Genomic DNA, 15422 nt, shown 5'->3' with positions numbered 1-15422 from the left:
TCGCGGACGACGAACGCATGGTCCGCACCGCGCTGCGGGTCATCCTGGACGCCGAGCCCGGTCTGGAGGTGGTCGGCGAGGCGGCGACCGGCGCCGAGGCGGTGTCGGTGGTGCGTGAGCTGCGGCCCGACGTGGTGCTGATGGATGTGCGGATGCCGGAGATCGACGGCATCCGGGCGACCGAGCAGATCCTCGCCACCCTCGCGGACCCGCCGCGGATCGTCGTGGTGACGACGTTCGAGAACGACTCCTATGTGTACGACGCGCTGCGCGCCGGCGCCGCGGGCTTTCTGCTCAAGCGGGCCAGGGCGGAGGAGCTGGTGCATGCGGTGCGGCTGGTCGCCCGCAGCGACTCGCTCCTCTTCCCGGCCGCGGTGCGCTCGCTCGCGGCCGAGTACGCCCGGCAGAGGGCCGCCGCTCCCCCGCCGTGGGCGCAGCGGCTCACCGATCGGGAGGCCGAGGTCCTTCGGCTGATGGCGACGGGGCTGACGAACGCGGAGATCGCCGGGCGGATGGGCGTGGGACCGGCGACGACGAAGACGCATGTGGCCTCCGTGCTGGCGAAGACGGGGACGCGGGACCGCACCCAGGCGGTGATCGCGGCGTACGAGTCGGGGTTCGTCTCGCCGCGCTGAGGGTCCGCACCGGGAGCTCGCGTCCGGGAGGCCCCGCTGAGCCCCGACGCCCCGCCGGGGAGATGAGTAAATCCTGAGAAAAGGGGCCACAGGGGAACGCGCCGCCCCGTTCCGCTCGTCCCTTGCATGGGATGAACAAGACGATCAGGAACGCCGCCGCCTTCAGTCTGCTGCTGGTGCTCGCCCTGCTGGTGCGGGTCACCTGGGTGCAGGCGTACGAGGCCAAGGCACTCGCGGACAACGACCACAACCGACGGAAGATCATCGCGCAGTACGCGCAGCCGCTCGGCGACATCATCGTGGCCGGATCACCGGTCACCGGTTCCCAGCGGACCGCCGGCAGTGATCTGGCGTACAAACGCACCTACACCGACGGCTCGCTGTACTCGGCCGTCACCGGCTACAGCTCGCAGGCATACGGAGCCACCCAGCTCGAGGGCATCCACAGCACGATCCTCGACGGCACCGACACCCGGCTGAAGAACCCCGTGGACGCGCTCACCGGCAAGCAGCAGAAGCCGGGCGACGTACTGACCACGATCGATCCGGCGGTGCAGAAGGCGGCCTCCAAGGCGCTCGGCGACACCAAGGGCGCGGCGGTCGCGATCGACCCGAAGACGGGCGCCATCCTCGGGATGGTGAGCACGCCCTCGTACGACCCCTCGTCGATCTCCGGGACGTCGGACTCGGCCGCCTGGAAGAAGCTGCTCGACGACCCGGACAAGCCCCTGGTCAACCGGGCGCTCCGGCAGCCGCTGCCGCCCGGCTCGACGTTCAAGCTGGTCGTCGCCGCTGCCGCGCTGGAGGACGGTCTGTACGGCTCGGTGGACGAGAAGACCGAGAGCCCCGACCCGTACACCCTCCCCGGTACGACGACGGTCCTGAAGAACGAGAACGCCTCCGCACCCTGCGAGAACGCCACCCTCCGCACGGCGCTCCAGTACTCCTGCAACAACGTCTTCGCCAAGCTGGCCGCGGACCTGGGCGAGGACAAGGTCCGGGAGACGGCGGAGAAGTTCGGCTTCAACGACAAGCAGAGGGACGTCCCGGTGCGGGCCTACCCGAGCGTCTACCCGAGCGGTATGGACAAGGCGCAGACGGCGCTGTCGGGCATCGGCCAGTTCGACGTGACGGCGACCCCGCTGCAGATGGCCATGGTCTCGGCCGCGATCGCCAACGGCGGGGTCATGGAGTCCCCGCACATGGTCTCGAAGACCGTGGACGGCGACGGCAACACCCTGGACTCGTACGAGGACGGCTCGTCGGACCGGATCGTCTCGGAGTCGGTCGCCGAGGAGCTGCGCAGCGCGATGGTGACGGTCGTGGACGAGGGCACCGGCACCAACGCGCGGATCGACGGCGCCGAGGTCGGCGGCAAGACGGGCACGGCGCAGCACGGCGAGAACAACAGCAAGACGCCGTACGCGTGGTTCACCTCGTACGCCAAGAGCTCCGACAGCGGGAAGGAGGTCGCGGTGGCGGTCCTCATCGAGGACTCGGGCGCGGCCCGCTCGGAGGTCAGCGGCAACGGCCTGGCGGCGCCGATCGCACAGAAGATGATGAAGGCGGCGCTGAGGTAGCGGTGTCGGCACGGGGCCGCCGGACATCGCCGGCGGCCCCGTTGATCAGCTGCGTGATCGGCCGGACCTCCATGCCGCGAGCGGCACTAGTGCCTCGACAGGGCAAAGCGTGCCGCGAGCCGCACTAGACGAGCCACCAGCCCTGGTTGGAGCCCCCGTTGCGCTCCCACATGATGAGCTGCGTGCCCCAGACGCCGGTGCCTCCCGGAACGTCGATCACGTGGCCGGAGGGGTCGTTCACAATGGGGTTGGCGCCCGTGCCTCCGCTGAAGACCTGGTTCCATTTGCTGTTGCAGTGCCACAGGATCAGCTTGGCGCCCGGGCGGGTGTCGTCGTGCCGGTCCAGGCACAGACCGTTCGCGGAGTTGACAATCGTCTGTCGCCCCCGGGAGTCGGTGCTCGTGTACCAGCGCTGGTTCGCGCCTCCGTTGCACTCCCACTGGATCACCGCGGCACCGGGCCCCGCGGCACCGCTGCCGTCCATGCAGAGCCGGGTGGCGGCGTTCATGAGCCGTCCGCTGAAGGTGACCGCGGACGCCGGCTGCCCGGTCACGAGGCTGCCGCCGATCAGCGCCAGGGTTGCGGCGGCCACCGCTGTCGTGCGTCTGACCGCCTTCTTCGATGTGAATCTTGCCGTCATGTTTCCCCCCAAGAGACAGCCGTGTCCCCCCGGGACACGGCAGTGGTCAAGATCAATGATAACTGCGCGTCAGGAGACGGCACACAGCGCCATGATCACGCGGTGCGCGACGGCCCGGGCCCGGCGAGGACGTGCCGTCCTGACATCCGGCCGGCCGATGCCGTCCTTCGCGAGGGACGCTGTCCGGCTCACAGCAGTGCCCTCAGGTTCTCCACGCTGCGGTTGCCCTCCCGGCGTACCCCCACGGGGATCAACGCGGCGCGGGACGGCAGCCGTACGCCCCCGGTGAACGCCACCCGGGTGCCCCCGCCTTCGGGGGTCGCCGCGACGCCGATCAGCAGGAAGCGGCTCTGCAGCCAGCACCAGCCCGGTCGCTGCACGCCGCGCAGCCGGGCCCGCATGCCGTACCTGCTGCGGACCTGCGCCTCGACGTGTTCCCCCTGTCGGCTCACGACGCGCAGCCGCTCCATGTCCGTCACGACCTGCCCGAATCCGCCCTCCAGGTCGCCCAGCAGGGACCAGACCCGCTCGAAGGGTGCGTCGACGTACGCCTCGGTCACCGCGGCGCCGCGGATGCCGGCGGCCAGGGCATGCAGGCGGCGTACGGGGTCGAGGTCGGTGGTCGGCCAGCGTTCGTTCATGACGTCCACGCCTTCCGGAAGGTGTCGCGGGCCCGGTGCAGCCGCGATTTGACGGTGCCCGTGCGCACACCGAGCAGGGCCGCGGCGGTGCGCTCGTCCAGGCCCTCCACGTCACGCAGCATCAGCACCGCGCGGTGTTCCGGGGAGAGCCGGTCCAGTACGTCCCTGATGTCGGCGGAGAGTTGGGGGTCGCCGCGGGCCGGGAGCGCGCTGAGATCGGCCGGTACGGCGCGGGCCGAGCGGTGGGCGGTGCGGACCGCCTCGCGCACGGCGATCGTCCGGACCCACCTGTGCAGGGCGGCCGGGTCCTTCAGGGTGCGCAGCGACCGGAAGACCGCCACCAGGGCCTCCTGCGCCGCGTCCGCTCCCTGGTCCAGGGCGATGGGCGCGCAGACGCGGCCCACGTACGGCGCGAGGAGGTCCAGGAGTTCGGCCATGGCGAGCGTGTCTCCGCGCTGGGCGGCTCGCACGAGCCGGGCTGTCGGATCGTCCGGTCGCTCAACGGGCACGGGCCGCGTCCTTCCACCACGCCACGCGCAGGGCGGCGCACGCCAGGAGGGCGCACAGGGGGGTGTAGAGCACGAGGTTGAGCCGGTGGAAGGCGGTGCCGGTCTCCTCGGCGAACAGCCAGTAGATCCCCGCGAGGGCGCGCAGCGAGAGGCCCGCGGCCACGGCCAGGGTGCAAAGACGGAGGACCGGGTGGCCGGGGCGGCGGGAGTGGGCGCCGACCAGGGCGGCCGCGGCGAGGAGGAGGGCGGCGAGAGGGAGCAGGACCGGCGGTGTGAACGGCACGTCCCTGCCGAGAACCGCTCGGGACAGGCTCCCTTCGTCGGCCGCCGGCCAGGTCGCGCCCGTCGCCCAGTACAGGTGGAGCAGGGCGTCCGCGGTGAGCACCGAGACGACGAGCACGGCTGCGCGGGCGGGCGGAACGGTGGTGCTGAGCCGGTACGACATGGGTCCTCCTGCGGCGACTCGGGAATCCGTCACCCTCCAGAGGAGCCGTCCGCGCGAAACGTTCCGTCGGGGTGGGCGCATTCTTTCCCGAGCGCGCCCACCCCGGCAAAGCTCAGGAAACTCCGAGGAGTTGCTCGATCGGGTCGATGGCGAAGTACACCGCGAACAGCACCGCCGTGCCCCACAGCAGCCAGTGCACCTCGCGTGCCTTGCCGAGCACCGCCTTGATGACGACGTAGGCGATGAAGCCCGCGCCGATGCCGTTGGTGATGGAGTACGTGAACGGCATGACCGCGATCGTCAGGAACGCGGGGATGGCGATCTCGTACCGCTCCCAGTCGATGTGCCGCACCTGGGCCATCAGCAGGAAGCCGACGGCGACCAGCGCCGGGGCGGCCGCCTGGGCGGGGACGACGGTCAGCAGCGGGGTGAGGAAGAGCGCCAGTCCGAAGAGGGCACCGGTGACCACGGAGGCGAGCCCGGTACGGGCGCCCTCGCCCACACCGGCGGCCGATTCGATGTACGAGGTGTTGGAGGAGGCGGAGGCGGCCCCGCCTGCCGCCGCCGCGGCGCCGTCGATCAGCAGGACCCGGCCGAGGTTCGGGACCTTGCCGTCCTCGTCCAGCAGGCCCGCCTCGCTGGAGATGCCGACGACGGTGCCCATGGTGTCGAAGAAGTCGCTGAGGATCAGGGTGAAGACCAGCAGCACCAGCGTGATGACGCCGATCTGCTCGAACGCGCCGAAGAGGCTGAAGGCGCCGACGAGCCCGAAGTCGGGCGCGGCCACGACGTCGTCGGGCACGGCCGGCACGGTCAGGCCCCAGGCGAGCCGGTCGACGGTGGCGAGTTCGTTGATGACGATCGCGAGGACGGTCGTCACGACGATGGAGATGAGGATCGCGCCCTTCACCTTGCGCGCCATCAGCGCGACGGTGAGCAGCACCCCGACGCAGAAGACCAGCACGGGCCAGCCGGAGAGCTGACCGCTGCCGCCGAGCTGCACCGGCACGGTGCTCTCGTCGCCGGGGATGCGGGTGACGAACCCGGCGTCGACGAACCCGATGAAGGCGATGAAGAGCCCGATGCCCACGCTGATCGCCTGCTTCAGCGACGAGGGGATGGCGTGCATGATCGCCTCGCGAAGTCCGGTGACGACCAGGACGCAGATGAGGATGCCTTCGAGCACCACCAGACCCATCGCGTCGGGCCAGCTCATCAGCGGGGCTATCTGGAAGGCGACGACGGCGTTGAGCCCGAGTCCGGCGGCCACGGCGAGCGGGAGATTCCCGCCGAGGCCCATGATCGCGGTCATCACGGCCGCCACCAGCGCGGTGGAGGTGGCCAGTTCGGCCGCGGAGAGCTGGTGGCCGAACTTGTCCTCGGCGCTGCCGAGGATGATCGGGTTGAGCACGAGGATGTAGGCCATCGTGAAGAAGGTGGCGAAGCCGCCACGGATCTCCCGCGCATAGGTCGAGCCCCGTGCGCTGATGCGGAAGTACTGGTCGACCTGTGCGGACATGGCTCTCCTCGGGGACGGTCCGGCCGGTGAAGACAGCTGGGATTGTGCCCCTCGGGCGAGCGTTTTCAGGTCAACGGTGTGTAACGTCCGCCCACCGCTTGAGCGTCGCGACCGCGGCCGCTTCCTGGTCCGCGGGCAGATCCGTGAGCTGTGCCGCGTGGTTGGTGCCGGGAGCCACGAAGCGGTACGAGTCGTGGCGGCTCGGCGTGAACTGCTCGGCGCTCCAGGGGTCGTTCTCCCCGTAGACGAACATCATCCGCCGGCCGCTGGTCCGCACCCACCGGTCCACGTCCGCCATGGGCCCGTTGTCGTACGCGCCGCGCATCGCGGCCGGGAGCACCGAGTCGGGCCGGTAGAGCCCGGGGTGGCGGCGGACCCCGCGCAGATGCGGGAACGCCAGGTCCGCCCAGCCGAGTTGGGTGGCGGCCTGCCGGTAGTAGGGGCCCGAGCCGTTGGTGCCGAGGTTCTCGTCCTTGTAGACGTGCAGGCCGTGCTTCGTCGACCAGTCGTAGAGCTCGTCGTCGTCGGCGGTCCGCGCGTCGGGGACGTCCGGGCAGTCCGCGGCGCTGCCGCCCTGCCAGAAGTTCCAGACCTGGTCGAGCACGGCGAACTCGTAGGCGCGGTCCGTGGTGCCGAGGGTCTCCTCGAAGGTGTCGCCGTTCTTCCGGGCGTCCGCCTCGAACATCGGCAGCAGCCGCTCGCGCCGGACCAGCAACTCGCGCTGCACGGCGTCGAGTGCGTGGCGGCACTCGGCCGTGCCGACGGTCGCGAAGAAGCGGTCGTAGGCACTGTCGTCCGCGTTGTCGGCGTCGTTCGGTGCGACGAAGGCGACGACGGCGTCGAGATCGCCGGGGTAGTACCGCTCGTGATAGGTCGCCGTCATACCGCCTTTGCTCGCTCCGGTACCCAGCCACCGGCCGCGTTCGATGACGCGCAGCGCCTGCGTCACCCGGTGCTCGTCGCTCGCCTCCTGCCAGACGGTGAGCTTGGACCAGTCGTCCCCGGCCGCGCCCGCGGGCCGGGAGGGGCCGAAGTAGCGGTGTTCCACGGACACCTGATTGGCGTCGAGCACCGTGGTGACCTGGGCGGTGCCGGAGGCCAGGGTGTAGCCGCCGGTGTGCAGCACCGTGGGCCGGTCGGTCGCCTTGTGCCAGAGGGTGAGCCGCTGGGTGAAGCTGCCCCGCCCGGGCCGGCGGTGGTCGACGGGCTGGGCGTAGGTGAGCGCGTAGTGCGGGTGACCCTGCTTCTCGCCCACCGCGACGACCGTCATGCCGGGGATGCGCTCCAGCTGCCCGCGGATGTCTTCGGAGTCGGCCCGCGCGCTCGCCTCCCCGGTGAACTGCATCGTGACCAGGGTCAGTACGGCGCCCAGCAGTGCGGCGAGCCTCGTGGAACGCAACGGCGGTACCCCTTGAGTACGACGGCGGGCAGGCCGCATCGTACGACGGACGCCCGCCGGGCCCGCGGCTCAACCCGCGTACGGGTCCGGGTTCCTGCCCGGCCGGGCGAGGAAGGCGAAGTCGCAGCCGGTGTCGGCCTGCGTGATCTGCTCGCCGTAGAGCGCGCCGTACCCCCGTTCGTACCGCTCGGGCGGTGGTGTCCAGGCCGCCCGCCGCTCGGCGAGCTCCGCGTCCGGCACCTCCAGCCGCAGTGTCCGGGCCGCGACGTCCAGGGTGATCGGGTCGCCGCTGCGGACCAGTGCCAGCGGGCCCCCGATGTGCGATTCGGGGGCGATATGAAGGACGCAGGTGCCGTAACTCGTGCCGCTCATCCGGGCGTCGGAGATCCGGACCATGTCGCGTACGCCCTGCCGGAGCAGATGGCCGGGCAGCGGCAGCATGCCGTACTCGGGCATGCCGGGGCCGCCTCGGGGGCCCGCGCCCTGGAGCACCAGCACATGGTCGGCGGTGATGCCGAGCGCCGGATCGTCGATGGTGCGCTGCATGGTCCGGTAGTCGGGGAAGACGACGGCGGGGCCGGTGTGCTTCAGCAGCCGGGGATCGGCGGCGATGTGCTTGATGACGGCGCCGTCGGGGCAGAGGTTGCCGCGCAGCACCGCGACCCCGCCCTCGTCGGCCAGCGGCTTGTCCCGGGGGCGGATGACGTCGGGGTTGTGGACGAGCGCCCCGGCGAGCTGTTCGCGCAGGGTGGCGTGGGCGACGGTGGGCCGGTCCAGATGCAGGACGTCGGTGAGCCGGGTGAGGAAGGCGGGGAGTCCTCCCGCGAAGTGGAAGTCCTCCATCAGATACCGGCCGCCGGGACGGACGTTCGCCAGCACCGGGACCGTGCGGGCGATGCGGTCGAAGTCGTCGAGGGTGAGCGCGACACCGGAGCGGCCGGCCATCGCGATCAGATGGATGACGGCGTTGGTGGAGCCGCCGAGCGCGAGCACGGTGGCGACGGCGTCCTCGTAGGCCTCGCGGGTCAGGATGCGCGACAGCTTGAGGTCCTGGCGTACGAGGTCGACGATCCGGCGGCCGGACGCGGCGGCCATCCGCTCGTGCCCGGAGTCGACGGCCGGGACGGACGAGGCACCGGGGACGGTCACGCCGAGAGCCTCGGCGGCGGCGGTCAGCGTGGAGGCGGTGCCCATGGTCATACAGGTGCCGGGCGAACGGGCCAGACCGTTCTCCAGCTCGGCCAGTTCGGCGTCACCGATCAGCCCGGCGCGCCTGTCGTCCCAGTACTTCCACATGTCCGTGCCGGAGCCGAGCACTTCGTTGCGCCAGTGGCCCGGGAGCATGGGCCCGGCGGGGACGAAGACGGCGGGCAGATCGGCGCTGGCCGCGCCCATCAGCAGGGCGGGTGTGGACTTGTCGCAGCCGCCCATCAGCACCGCGCCGTCGACGGGATAGGAGCGCAGCAGCTCCTCCGTCTCCATCGCCAGCAGGTTGCGGTAGAGCATGGGGGTGGGCTTCTGGAAGGTCTCGGAGAGTGTGGAGACCGGGAATTCGAGCGGGAAGCCGCCGGCCTGCCAGACCCCGCGCTTGACGGCCTGGGCGCGGTCGCGCAGATGGACGTGGCAGGGGTTGATGTCGGACCAGGTGTTGAGGACCGCGATGACCGGCTTGCCGAGGTGTTCCTCGGGGAGGTAGCCGAGCTGGCGGGTACGGGCGCGGTGGCTGAACGAGCGCAGCCCCTCCGTGCCGTACCACTGGTGGCTGCGCAGCTGTTCGGGACTGCGGTCGGTCATACGAACCGGCCCCGGACGAGATCCGCGACCACGGCACGCCGCTCCCCGGCCAGGACGCGGCTGGGCGGACGCACGTCACGGCGGCACAGTCCGAGTGCGGCGAGCGCCTCCTTGACGACACTGACGTTGTCCGCCGACTGGTGGGCGGCGCGCAGTTCCTCGAAGGGCCTGATCCGCTCCCAGATGTCCATGGCGTCCGCGTACCGGCCCTCGCGCAGGGCGTCCCGCAGGGCGAGGGAGATCTCCGGGGCGACGTTGACGAGCCCGGAGGTGAAGCCGGTGGCGCCGCCGGCCCAGTAGGAGGGCGCGTAGAGCTCGGCGAGTCCGGCGACCCAGACGAACCGGTCGAGGCCGGCGTCACGGGCGAAGGCGGCGAAGGCGGCCGCGTCATGGACCGCGTACTTCACGCCGAGGACATTGGGGCACAGCCGCCCGAGCTCGGCCAGCGTGCCACCGGTGAGGTGCGCGTTGCGGATGTACGGGACGACCCCGAGCTCCGGTACGGCGTCGGCGATCGCGCGGTGGTAGTCGATCCAGCCGTCCTGCGAGACGTACGGGTGGACCGGCTGGTGCACCATCACCAGCCGGGCCCCGACCTCCGCCGCGTGCCGGGCGGCCGCGACGGCGGTCGGCACCTCGTGCCCGACGCCGGCGACGACCGTGGCCGCCCCGTCCGCCTCCTCGACGGTCACCTCGACGGCCCGGCGGCGCTCGTCGGGGGTCAGTGCGTAGAACTCTCCGGTGTTGCCGTTGGGCGTGAGCGTGGTGACCCCGGCGTCGATCATCCTGCGCAGCAGGGCGCGTTGGGCCTTCTCGTCGACCGTGCCGTCCTCGGCGAACGGGGTCACGGGGATGGCCACGGCATCGGCGAGCGCGGCGCGCAGGGCGGTGTGACGTTCCTCGGTCATCGGTGGTCCTCCTCGGGGGAGCGCGGCTCGGCGGAGCCCTGCTGGGGAAAGGCGCGGCGGAGGAAGGCGGCGATGTGGTCGTACAGGGCGTGGGCCGCCCCCTTCGCGTCACCGGCCGCCGCGAGCCGCAGGATCTCCCGGTGCTCGGCCGCCTCCCGCTCCCACGACGGGTCGGCGGCCCAGGCGACGGCCGAGACGAGCGCCGCCTGGTCGCGTACGTCGTCGAGCATCCTGACCAGCATCGGATTGCCGCACGGGAGGTACAGGGCGCGGTGGAACTCCCGGTTGGCCAAGGAGCGTTCCGCGCGGTCGGCGGCGGCATCGGCCTTCGCCAGCGCCTCGCCCGCGGCGTCCGGAGGGGCCGAGCGGCGGACCGACCGGCGCACCGCCTCCGGTTCGAGCAGCAGCCGCACGTCGTACACCTCGTGCGCCATGGCGGTGTCCACCGTGCGCACGGTGACGCCCTTGTACTGGCTCATCACCACCAGGCCGGTGCCGGCGAGCGTCTTGAGCGCCTCGCGCACCGGTGTCTTCGACACCCCGAACTGCGCGGCCAGTTCACTCTCGACGAGCGCCTGCCCGGGCCGCAGCCCGCCGGTGAGGATCGCGTGCTTGACGGTGTCGAGCACGTACTGGGTGCGGGAGGGGATGGAGGCCGGAGCAAAGGACATCGACGGCTCGCGTTCTGCTGGGTCATATATGAGATACGACGTACGACGCTGTGAGCTTGTCCGTCTACGGCGTCCCGCGTCAAGACCCGCGACGACGGCCGACAGGGTCCGGCCGCACGCCGGCTGTAGGTCACCTGCCCGATCCGCCGCGGCCTCCTCAGTCGTCACGCTGACCCTCACGACGGGATCGGGAGAGGCGGGTGGGCTGTGGGCCGGCGGACGGGTGCGGTGCTGCGGGACCGCAATGCGGGGCTGTATCTGGCCGGGGTGGTCGTGTCGGGCTTCGGCTCGTCCGCGATGTGGCTGGTGTCCGGAATCTGGGTCAAGTCGCTGACCGGGTCGGACAGTCTGGCGGCGCTGACGACGTTCGCGATGTGGGCTCCGGTGCCGGCCGGCCCGCTGCTGGGAACGGTCGCGGACCGGGTACGCCGCCGGCCGCTGCTGATCCGTACCAACCTCGCGATGTCCCTGCTCCTGCTGCCCCTGTTGGCGGTGGACTCGGCGGCGCGGGTGTGGATCCTGTTCGCCGTCCTCGTGGTCTACGGGATGAGCACCGTCGTGCACGACGCGGCGGAGGCGGGACTGGTCGCGACGGTGGTGGACAGCAGACTGCTCGGCGACTTCAACGGGCTGCGGATGACGGCGAACGAGGGCATGAAACTGATCGCGCCGCTCGCCGGGGCGGGCCTCTTCGCCCGGTTCGGCGGCGCCTCGGTGGCGCTGCTGGACGCACTCTCGTTCGCGCTGGCCGCCGGCATCTTCATGACCCTGCGGGTACCGGAGGAGCGGCCGGTCCGCCCGGCCGCGGGCGCCTGGCGCTCGGAGACCGCCGAGGGGGTGAGGTTTCTGTGGCACTCGCCGGTGCTGCGCCCTCTGGTGCTGGGCGGCGGCACGGTCATGCTGCTGGCGGGCCTGAACGGCGCGCTGATCTTCGCCGTGAGCGACGAGGTGCTCGGCCGCTCCCCCGCGTATGTCGGTGTGCTGTACGCGGTGCAGGGCATCGGATCGGTGATCAGCGGACTTCTCGCAGGCCCGCTGCTGCGCAGGATGCCGGAGCGGACGTACGCCGCCGCCGGCACCGCGCTGTTCGCCGCGGCGGTGGCGCTGCGCTCCCTGCCGTTCGACGCGGCGGCTCTGGCGTGCAGCGCGGCGATCGGGCTGGGGCTGCCGTGCGTCCTGGTCGCGGCGCTCACGGCGGTGCAGCGGGAGACGCCGGACGCGCTCCTCGGCCGCACGGCCGCCACCGCGAACACCCTGGTCTTCGCCCCGAACGCGGTGGCGCTCGCGGTGGGTGCGGGGCTGGTCGCGGTGGTCGACGTGAGGGTGCTGCTGCCGGTGACGGGCGCGGCGGGACTGGTACTGGCAGCGGCCCTGCGAGGGCGGCGGGGCGCGCCTGTCCCCTCCGCGGCCCGAGGACCCGCGGGAGGCTCAGCCCACCCGTGACACCGCCTCCGCCACCAGCTCCAGGTCCGCGTCCGACGCCAACCCCGCGTGGTACAGCCGCAGTTGTGTCGCTCCGAGCTCCGCGGCCCGCGCGGCGTCCTCGGCCAGCGTGCCCGGGCTGCCGCCCATCCCGCCGACCACGGTGAGGTTGGCGGCCAGTACGTCCGCGTGCCCGCGGCGGTCCGCGAACGGCTTCAGCAGCTGCGCGCCACCGGTGCACGGCACCACCACACCGTCCGCGACGGACAGGATGTGCGCCGGGTCGACTCCCGCGTTGGCCCCGCAGTGGTACGGCACCGGGTCGGCGTGCAGCAGCACCTGGAAGCCGTCGGGGGCCGCGGCCCGCACCGCGGCGACCGTGTCCTCCTGGAGCGTCCGTGCGGTGCGGGTCCTGAAGTCGAGTGTCGCTACGGCGAGTTCGGCGCCCAGCAGCTTGTCGATGCTCGCGTCGCCCGGCGCCTCCCCCGCCCAGACCGGCTCCAGCGCCGCCCGTACGGCGGTCGCCAGCACGGAGGGTTCCAGGCCGAGTTGCCGGTATCCCTCGCCGCAGGCGGAGCAGAAGCACAGGGACATCAGGTACTGGGCCGCGTCGCCGAGGCCCACGCCGGCGATCTTGTCGTGGCCGTGCAGATGGGCGAGGCCGTACCAGCCGCAGGACTCCAGCTCGGTGCCGCGCGCGCCGGGCCGCGCCGCCGCCTCGGCCGCGAGATGCACGACCAGTTCCCGGACCGCGGGCCGCGCGATGCAGGGCGCCCAGGGATACCGGTCGCCGTACGCGTTGAGGACGGAGGTGTCCGGATGCTCGGCGCCCAGCCGGGAGTTGTGGGCGAGGACCACCCAGGTGTGCACCTCCAGGCCGGCGTCGGCGAGGGCGGCCGCCGCCTCCCCGTACGCGTCGCCGGACGCCCAGGCTCCGGGGGCGTACGGCCGCAGCTCACGCCCCGCCCACCGTTTCTCGTCCATCTCGTAGAGCACAGACGCATGTTCGGCGGTGACGATGCGGTGCCGCGGGTGGCGGGGGGTCAGCGCGCGGGTGGAGTGGTAGGCGGCGGCGAGGGTGACCTGCTGGACGCCGAGGCCGGCGATACGGGCCGCGGCGTCCGGGTCCCCGACGACGTCCCAGGGGTAGAGGAAGACGGAGGTCTTCACGCGTGCTCCTCCAGCAGGGCCCGGCCGCGTTCGATGAGACCGGCCAGCGCCTTGACATGGACCTCGGCCGGCTCGCTGAGCGGCGGACGCACCTCGCCGACATCCAGCCCTTCGAGGCGCACACCGGCCTTCACGAGCGAGACGGCGTAGCCGCGGCCCAGGTTGCGCAGTTCGACCAGGGGCACATAGAAGCCGTCGAGCAGCCGGTTCACGGTCTTGTCGTCGCCGGACGCCAGTGCGCGGTGGAACGCGATGGCGATGTCGGGGGCGAAGGCGAACACGGCGGAGGAGTAGAGGGAGATGCCGATGCCGCGGTAGGCGAGGCCGGTGAGTTCCGCGGTGGGCAGCCCGTTGAAGTAGAGGAAGTCCCGCTCGGGGGCGTCCCGGCGGACGGCGCTGACGATCCGCTGCATCAGATCGAGGTCGCCGTAGCCGTCCTTGAGGCCGATGATCCCGTCGGTCGCGGCGAGTTGCACGACGGTCTCGGGGGTGAAGAGGGCGTTGTCGCGCTGGTAGACGATGACGTCGAGGGAGGTCGCCGCGGCCAGCTCCGTGTAGTGGCGCAGCAGTCCGGCCTGGTCGGCGACGACGAGGTAGGGCGGCATCGCGAGCAGTCCGTCGGCGCCCGCCTCTTCGGCGGTCCGCGCGTACTGGACGGCGAGGGCGGTTCCGTAGCCCGCTCCGGCGACGACGGGCACCGCGCCGGCGGTCTCGTCCACCGCCGCGGCGACGCATTGTCCGAACTCCTCGAGGGTGAGGGCGTGGAACTCGCCCGTCCCGCAGCAGGCGAACACCGCGGCCGCCCCGGCGTCGACGCCCGCGCGCACATGGGCCCGGAGGGTGTCGAGATCGACGGAGCCGTCGGGCCCGTACGGGGTGACGGGGAAGAACAGCGGTCCTTGGACCCGGGTGAGCCGGGCGGCGAGCGGGGCTGTGGTCACGGGCGCTCCCTGGGCCGTGCACCGAGCCTCCGCGACTCGTGCACAATTCTGATCGACGTCCATATCTCTGAACGCCGTCACGCTAGGGCAGCCGGGCCGGGCAGGTCAAGACGGAAAACCGCAACTCAGAGGCGGAGCCGGACCGTCCGGGCCACACTTGACGGTGCCCCGGCCACTCCCTAGCGTGTCCATGCATGTGAATGCTGTCTACGGACCTGAGCATTTCAAGGAGAACCATCCATGCCCGCACCCCGCATCGTCCTGCTCACCGGCGCAGCAGGCGGCCTCGGCACGCTGATGCGGGGACTGCTTCCCGCGTACGGCTACGAACTCAGGCTCTTCGACGCCACCCCGATCGAGGGGGAGCCGGAGGCCATCACCGCAGACCTGGCCGACAAGGAGGCGTTGCGGGAGGCGGTCCGCGGTGTCGACGCGATCATCCATCTGGCGGGCATCTCGCTGGAAGCCCCCTTCGAGAAGATCCTGCGCGCCAACATCGAGGGCACGTACAACCTCTACGAAGCGGCCCGGGAAGAGGGCGTCCGGCGCGTGGTCTTCGCCTCCAGCAACCACGCCGTCGGCTTCACCCCCCGCCCGCGGGGCGACGCCCCGATCGCGCCGTCCGCGCTCATCCCGATCGACACACCCCGCCGGCCGGACACGTACTACGGCCTGTCCAAGTGCTTCGGCGAGGACCTGGCCCAGCTCTACTGGGACCAGCACGGCGTGGAGAGCGTCTCGATCCGCATCGGCTCCTGCTTCATGGAGCCCACGTCGGTACGGATGCTCTCGGTGTGGATGAGCCCCGGCGACGGCGCACGTCTCTTCCACGCCGCCCTGACCGCCGAGGAGGTCGGCCACGCCGTCGTCTACGGCTCGTCCGCCAACACCCGCCTGTGGTGGGACCTCTCGACGGCCCGCGCGCTCGGGTACGACCCGCAGGACGACTCGGAGCAGTACGCGGAGAAGCTCGTCGCCGAACAGGGCGAACTGGACCCGGACAACCCGGACCACGCGTATCTGGGGGGCCACTTCGTCACCGACCCGCCGCAGTGGCCGTACTGACCGGCCCTCTACCGACCGGCCCCGGCAGGCCCCCGGCCGGCCGATATTCGCGTGCCACCGGCGCCGCTCACCCGCCAGGATGT

At 71.8% G+C, this 15422-nt stretch carries 15 protein-coding genes; 4 read left to right on the top strand and 11 right to left on the bottom strand.

Going from position 1 to position 15422, the window contains the following annotated elements; translation table 11 throughout:
* Positions 1-17 precede the first annotated feature (17 nt).
* Positions 18-635: a response regulator transcription factor gene (locus RPQ07_RS28505; RefSeq protein ID WP_313949060.1), complete on the top strand. Its 618-nt coding sequence runs from the start codon at positions 18-20 to the stop codon at positions 633-635.
* Positions 636-766: 131 nt separating this feature from the next.
* Positions 767-2215, top strand: coding sequence for a peptidoglycan D,D-transpeptidase FtsI family protein (locus tag RPQ07_RS28500; RefSeq protein ID WP_313947069.1), 1449 nt, complete (start codon positions 767-769; stop codon positions 2213-2215).
* 124 nt (positions 2216-2339) lie between these two features.
* Here RPQ07_RS28500 and RPQ07_RS28495 read toward each other — a convergent pair whose 3' ends face one another.
* The 9 genes from RPQ07_RS28495 to RPQ07_RS28455 all read right to left on the bottom strand — a co-directional run bounded on the left by RPQ07_RS28495 (position 2340) and on the right by RPQ07_RS28455 (position 10741).
* A complete protein-coding gene (locus tag RPQ07_RS28495; protein ID WP_313947068.1) occupies positions 2340-2855 on the bottom strand; it encodes an RICIN domain-containing protein in 516 nt (171 codons plus the stop codon).
* Positions 2856-3043: 188 nt separating this feature from the next.
* The gene (locus RPQ07_RS28490) at positions 3044-3496 is read right to left on the bottom strand and encodes a hypothetical protein (RefSeq protein WP_313947067.1); all 453 of its coding nucleotides are present in this window, start codon (positions 3494-3496) and stop codon (positions 3044-3046) included.
* A complete protein-coding gene (locus RPQ07_RS28485) occupies positions 3493-4005 on the bottom strand; it encodes an RNA polymerase sigma factor (RefSeq protein ID WP_313947066.1) in 513 nt (170 codons plus the stop codon). The genes RPQ07_RS28490 and RPQ07_RS28485 overlap by 4 nt, the downstream gene beginning before the upstream one ends.
* A complete protein-coding gene (locus RPQ07_RS28480) occupies positions 3995-4450 on the bottom strand; it encodes a DUF3995 domain-containing protein (RefSeq protein WP_313947064.1) in 456 nt (151 codons plus the stop codon). The genes RPQ07_RS28485 and RPQ07_RS28480 overlap by 11 nt, the downstream gene beginning before the upstream one ends.
* A 112-nt stretch (positions 4451-4562) precedes the next feature.
* Positions 4563-5969 carry an NCS2 family permease gene (locus tag RPQ07_RS28475; RefSeq protein ID WP_313947063.1) on the bottom strand — a complete coding sequence of 469 codons (1407 nt, stop codon included), beginning with the start codon at positions 5967-5969 and terminating at the stop codon, positions 4563-4565.
* A gap of 70 nt (positions 5970-6039) precedes the next feature.
* Positions 6040-7368, bottom strand: a complete 1329-nt coding sequence (locus RPQ07_RS28470) for a S28 family serine protease (protein ID WP_313947062.1) — start codon at positions 7366-7368, stop codon at positions 6040-6042.
* Positions 7369-7437: 69 nt separating this feature from the next.
* Positions 7438-9162: an L-arabinonate dehydratase gene (araD, locus tag RPQ07_RS28465; protein WP_313947061.1), complete on the bottom strand. Its 1725-nt coding sequence runs from the start codon at positions 9160-9162 to the stop codon at positions 7438-7440.
* Positions 9159-10070 (bottom strand): dihydrodipicolinate synthase family protein, encoded by a 912-nt coding sequence (locus RPQ07_RS28460; protein ID WP_313947060.1) that lies wholly within the window; start codon positions 10068-10070, stop codon positions 9159-9161. The genes araD and RPQ07_RS28460 overlap by 4 nt, the downstream gene beginning before the upstream one ends.
* Complete coding sequence (locus RPQ07_RS28455) at positions 10067-10741, bottom strand: GntR family transcriptional regulator (protein ID WP_313947059.1); 675 nt, start codon at positions 10739-10741, stop codon at positions 10067-10069. Before RPQ07_RS28455 ends, RPQ07_RS28460 begins: the two co-directional genes overlap by 4 nt.
* A 207-nt stretch (positions 10742-10948) precedes the next feature.
* Here RPQ07_RS28455 and RPQ07_RS28450 point away from each other — a divergent pair, with 207 nt between their 5' ends.
* Positions 10949-12184: an MFS transporter gene (locus RPQ07_RS28450; protein ID WP_413777789.1), complete on the top strand. Its 1236-nt coding sequence runs from the start codon at positions 10949-10951 to the stop codon at positions 12182-12184.
* Here the strand turns inward: RPQ07_RS28450 and RPQ07_RS28445 are convergent.
* Both RPQ07_RS28445 and RPQ07_RS28440 read right to left on the bottom strand, forming a co-directional pair.
* Positions 12170-13333 (bottom strand): hypothetical protein, encoded by a 1164-nt coding sequence (locus RPQ07_RS28445; RefSeq protein ID WP_313947058.1) that lies wholly within the window; start codon positions 13331-13333, stop codon positions 12170-12172. The genes RPQ07_RS28450 and RPQ07_RS28445 overlap by 15 nt on opposite strands.
* Positions 13330-14274 (bottom strand): 5-dehydro-4-deoxyglucarate dehydratase, encoded by a 945-nt coding sequence (locus RPQ07_RS28440; protein ID WP_313947057.1) that lies wholly within the window; start codon positions 14272-14274, stop codon positions 13330-13332. Before RPQ07_RS28440 ends, RPQ07_RS28445 begins: the two co-directional genes overlap by 4 nt.
* A 240-nt stretch (positions 14275-14514) precedes the next feature.
* Here RPQ07_RS28440 and RPQ07_RS28435 point away from each other — a divergent pair, with 240 nt between their 5' ends.
* The gene (locus RPQ07_RS28435) at positions 14515-15339 is read left to right on the top strand and encodes an NAD(P)-dependent oxidoreductase (protein ID WP_313947056.1); all 825 of its coding nucleotides are present in this window, start codon (positions 14515-14517) and stop codon (positions 15337-15339) included.
* The last annotated feature ends 83 nt before the right edge of the window (positions 15340-15422 follow it).

The sequence above is a fragment of the Streptomyces sp. AM8-1-1 genome (assembly GCF_032229325.1).
Taxonomy (GTDB): domain Bacteria; phylum Actinomycetota; class Actinomycetes; order Streptomycetales; family Streptomycetaceae; genus Streptomyces; species Streptomyces achmelvichensis.
The sequence above is the reverse complement of the archived record's forward strand: the minus strand, read 5'-3'. Positions and strand labels throughout refer to the sequence as shown.

Excerpts from the sequence above, each read along its gene's own strand:
- RPQ07_RS28460 (WP_313947060.1), bottom strand. The coding sequence starts at position 10,070 with ATGACCGAGGAACGTCACACCGCCCTGCGCGCCGCGCTCGCCGATGCC.
- RPQ07_RS28490 (WP_313947067.1), bottom strand. The coding sequence starts at position 3,496 with ATGAACGAACGCTGGCCGACCACCGACCTCGACCCCGTACGCCGCCTG.
- RPQ07_RS28495 (WP_313947068.1), bottom strand. The coding sequence starts at position 2,855 with ATGACGGCAAGATTCACATCGAAGAAGGCGGTCAGACGCACGACAGCG.
- RPQ07_RS28505 (WP_313949060.1), top strand. The coding sequence starts at position 18 with ATGGTCCGCACCGCGCTGCGGGTCATCCTGGACGCCGAGCCCGGTCTG.
- RPQ07_RS28480 (WP_313947064.1), bottom strand. The coding sequence starts at position 4,450 with ATGTCGTACCGGCTCAGCACCACCGTTCCGCCCGCCCGCGCAGCCGTG.
- RPQ07_RS28455 (WP_313947059.1), bottom strand. The coding sequence starts at position 10,741 with ATGTCCTTTGCTCCGGCCTCCATCCCCTCCCGCACCCAGTACGTGCTC.
- RPQ07_RS28500 (WP_313947069.1), top strand. The coding sequence starts at position 767 with ATGAACAAGACGATCAGGAACGCCGCCGCCTTCAGTCTGCTGCTGGTG.
- RPQ07_RS28435 (WP_313947056.1), top strand. The coding sequence starts at position 14,515 with ATGCCCGCACCCCGCATCGTCCTGCTCACCGGCGCAGCAGGCGGCCTC.
- RPQ07_RS28475 (WP_313947063.1), bottom strand. The coding sequence starts at position 5,969 with ATGTCCGCACAGGTCGACCAGTACTTCCGCATCAGCGCACGGGGCTCG.
- araD (WP_313947061.1), bottom strand. The coding sequence starts at position 9,162 with ATGACCGACCGCAGTCCCGAACAGCTGCGCAGCCACCAGTGGTACGGC.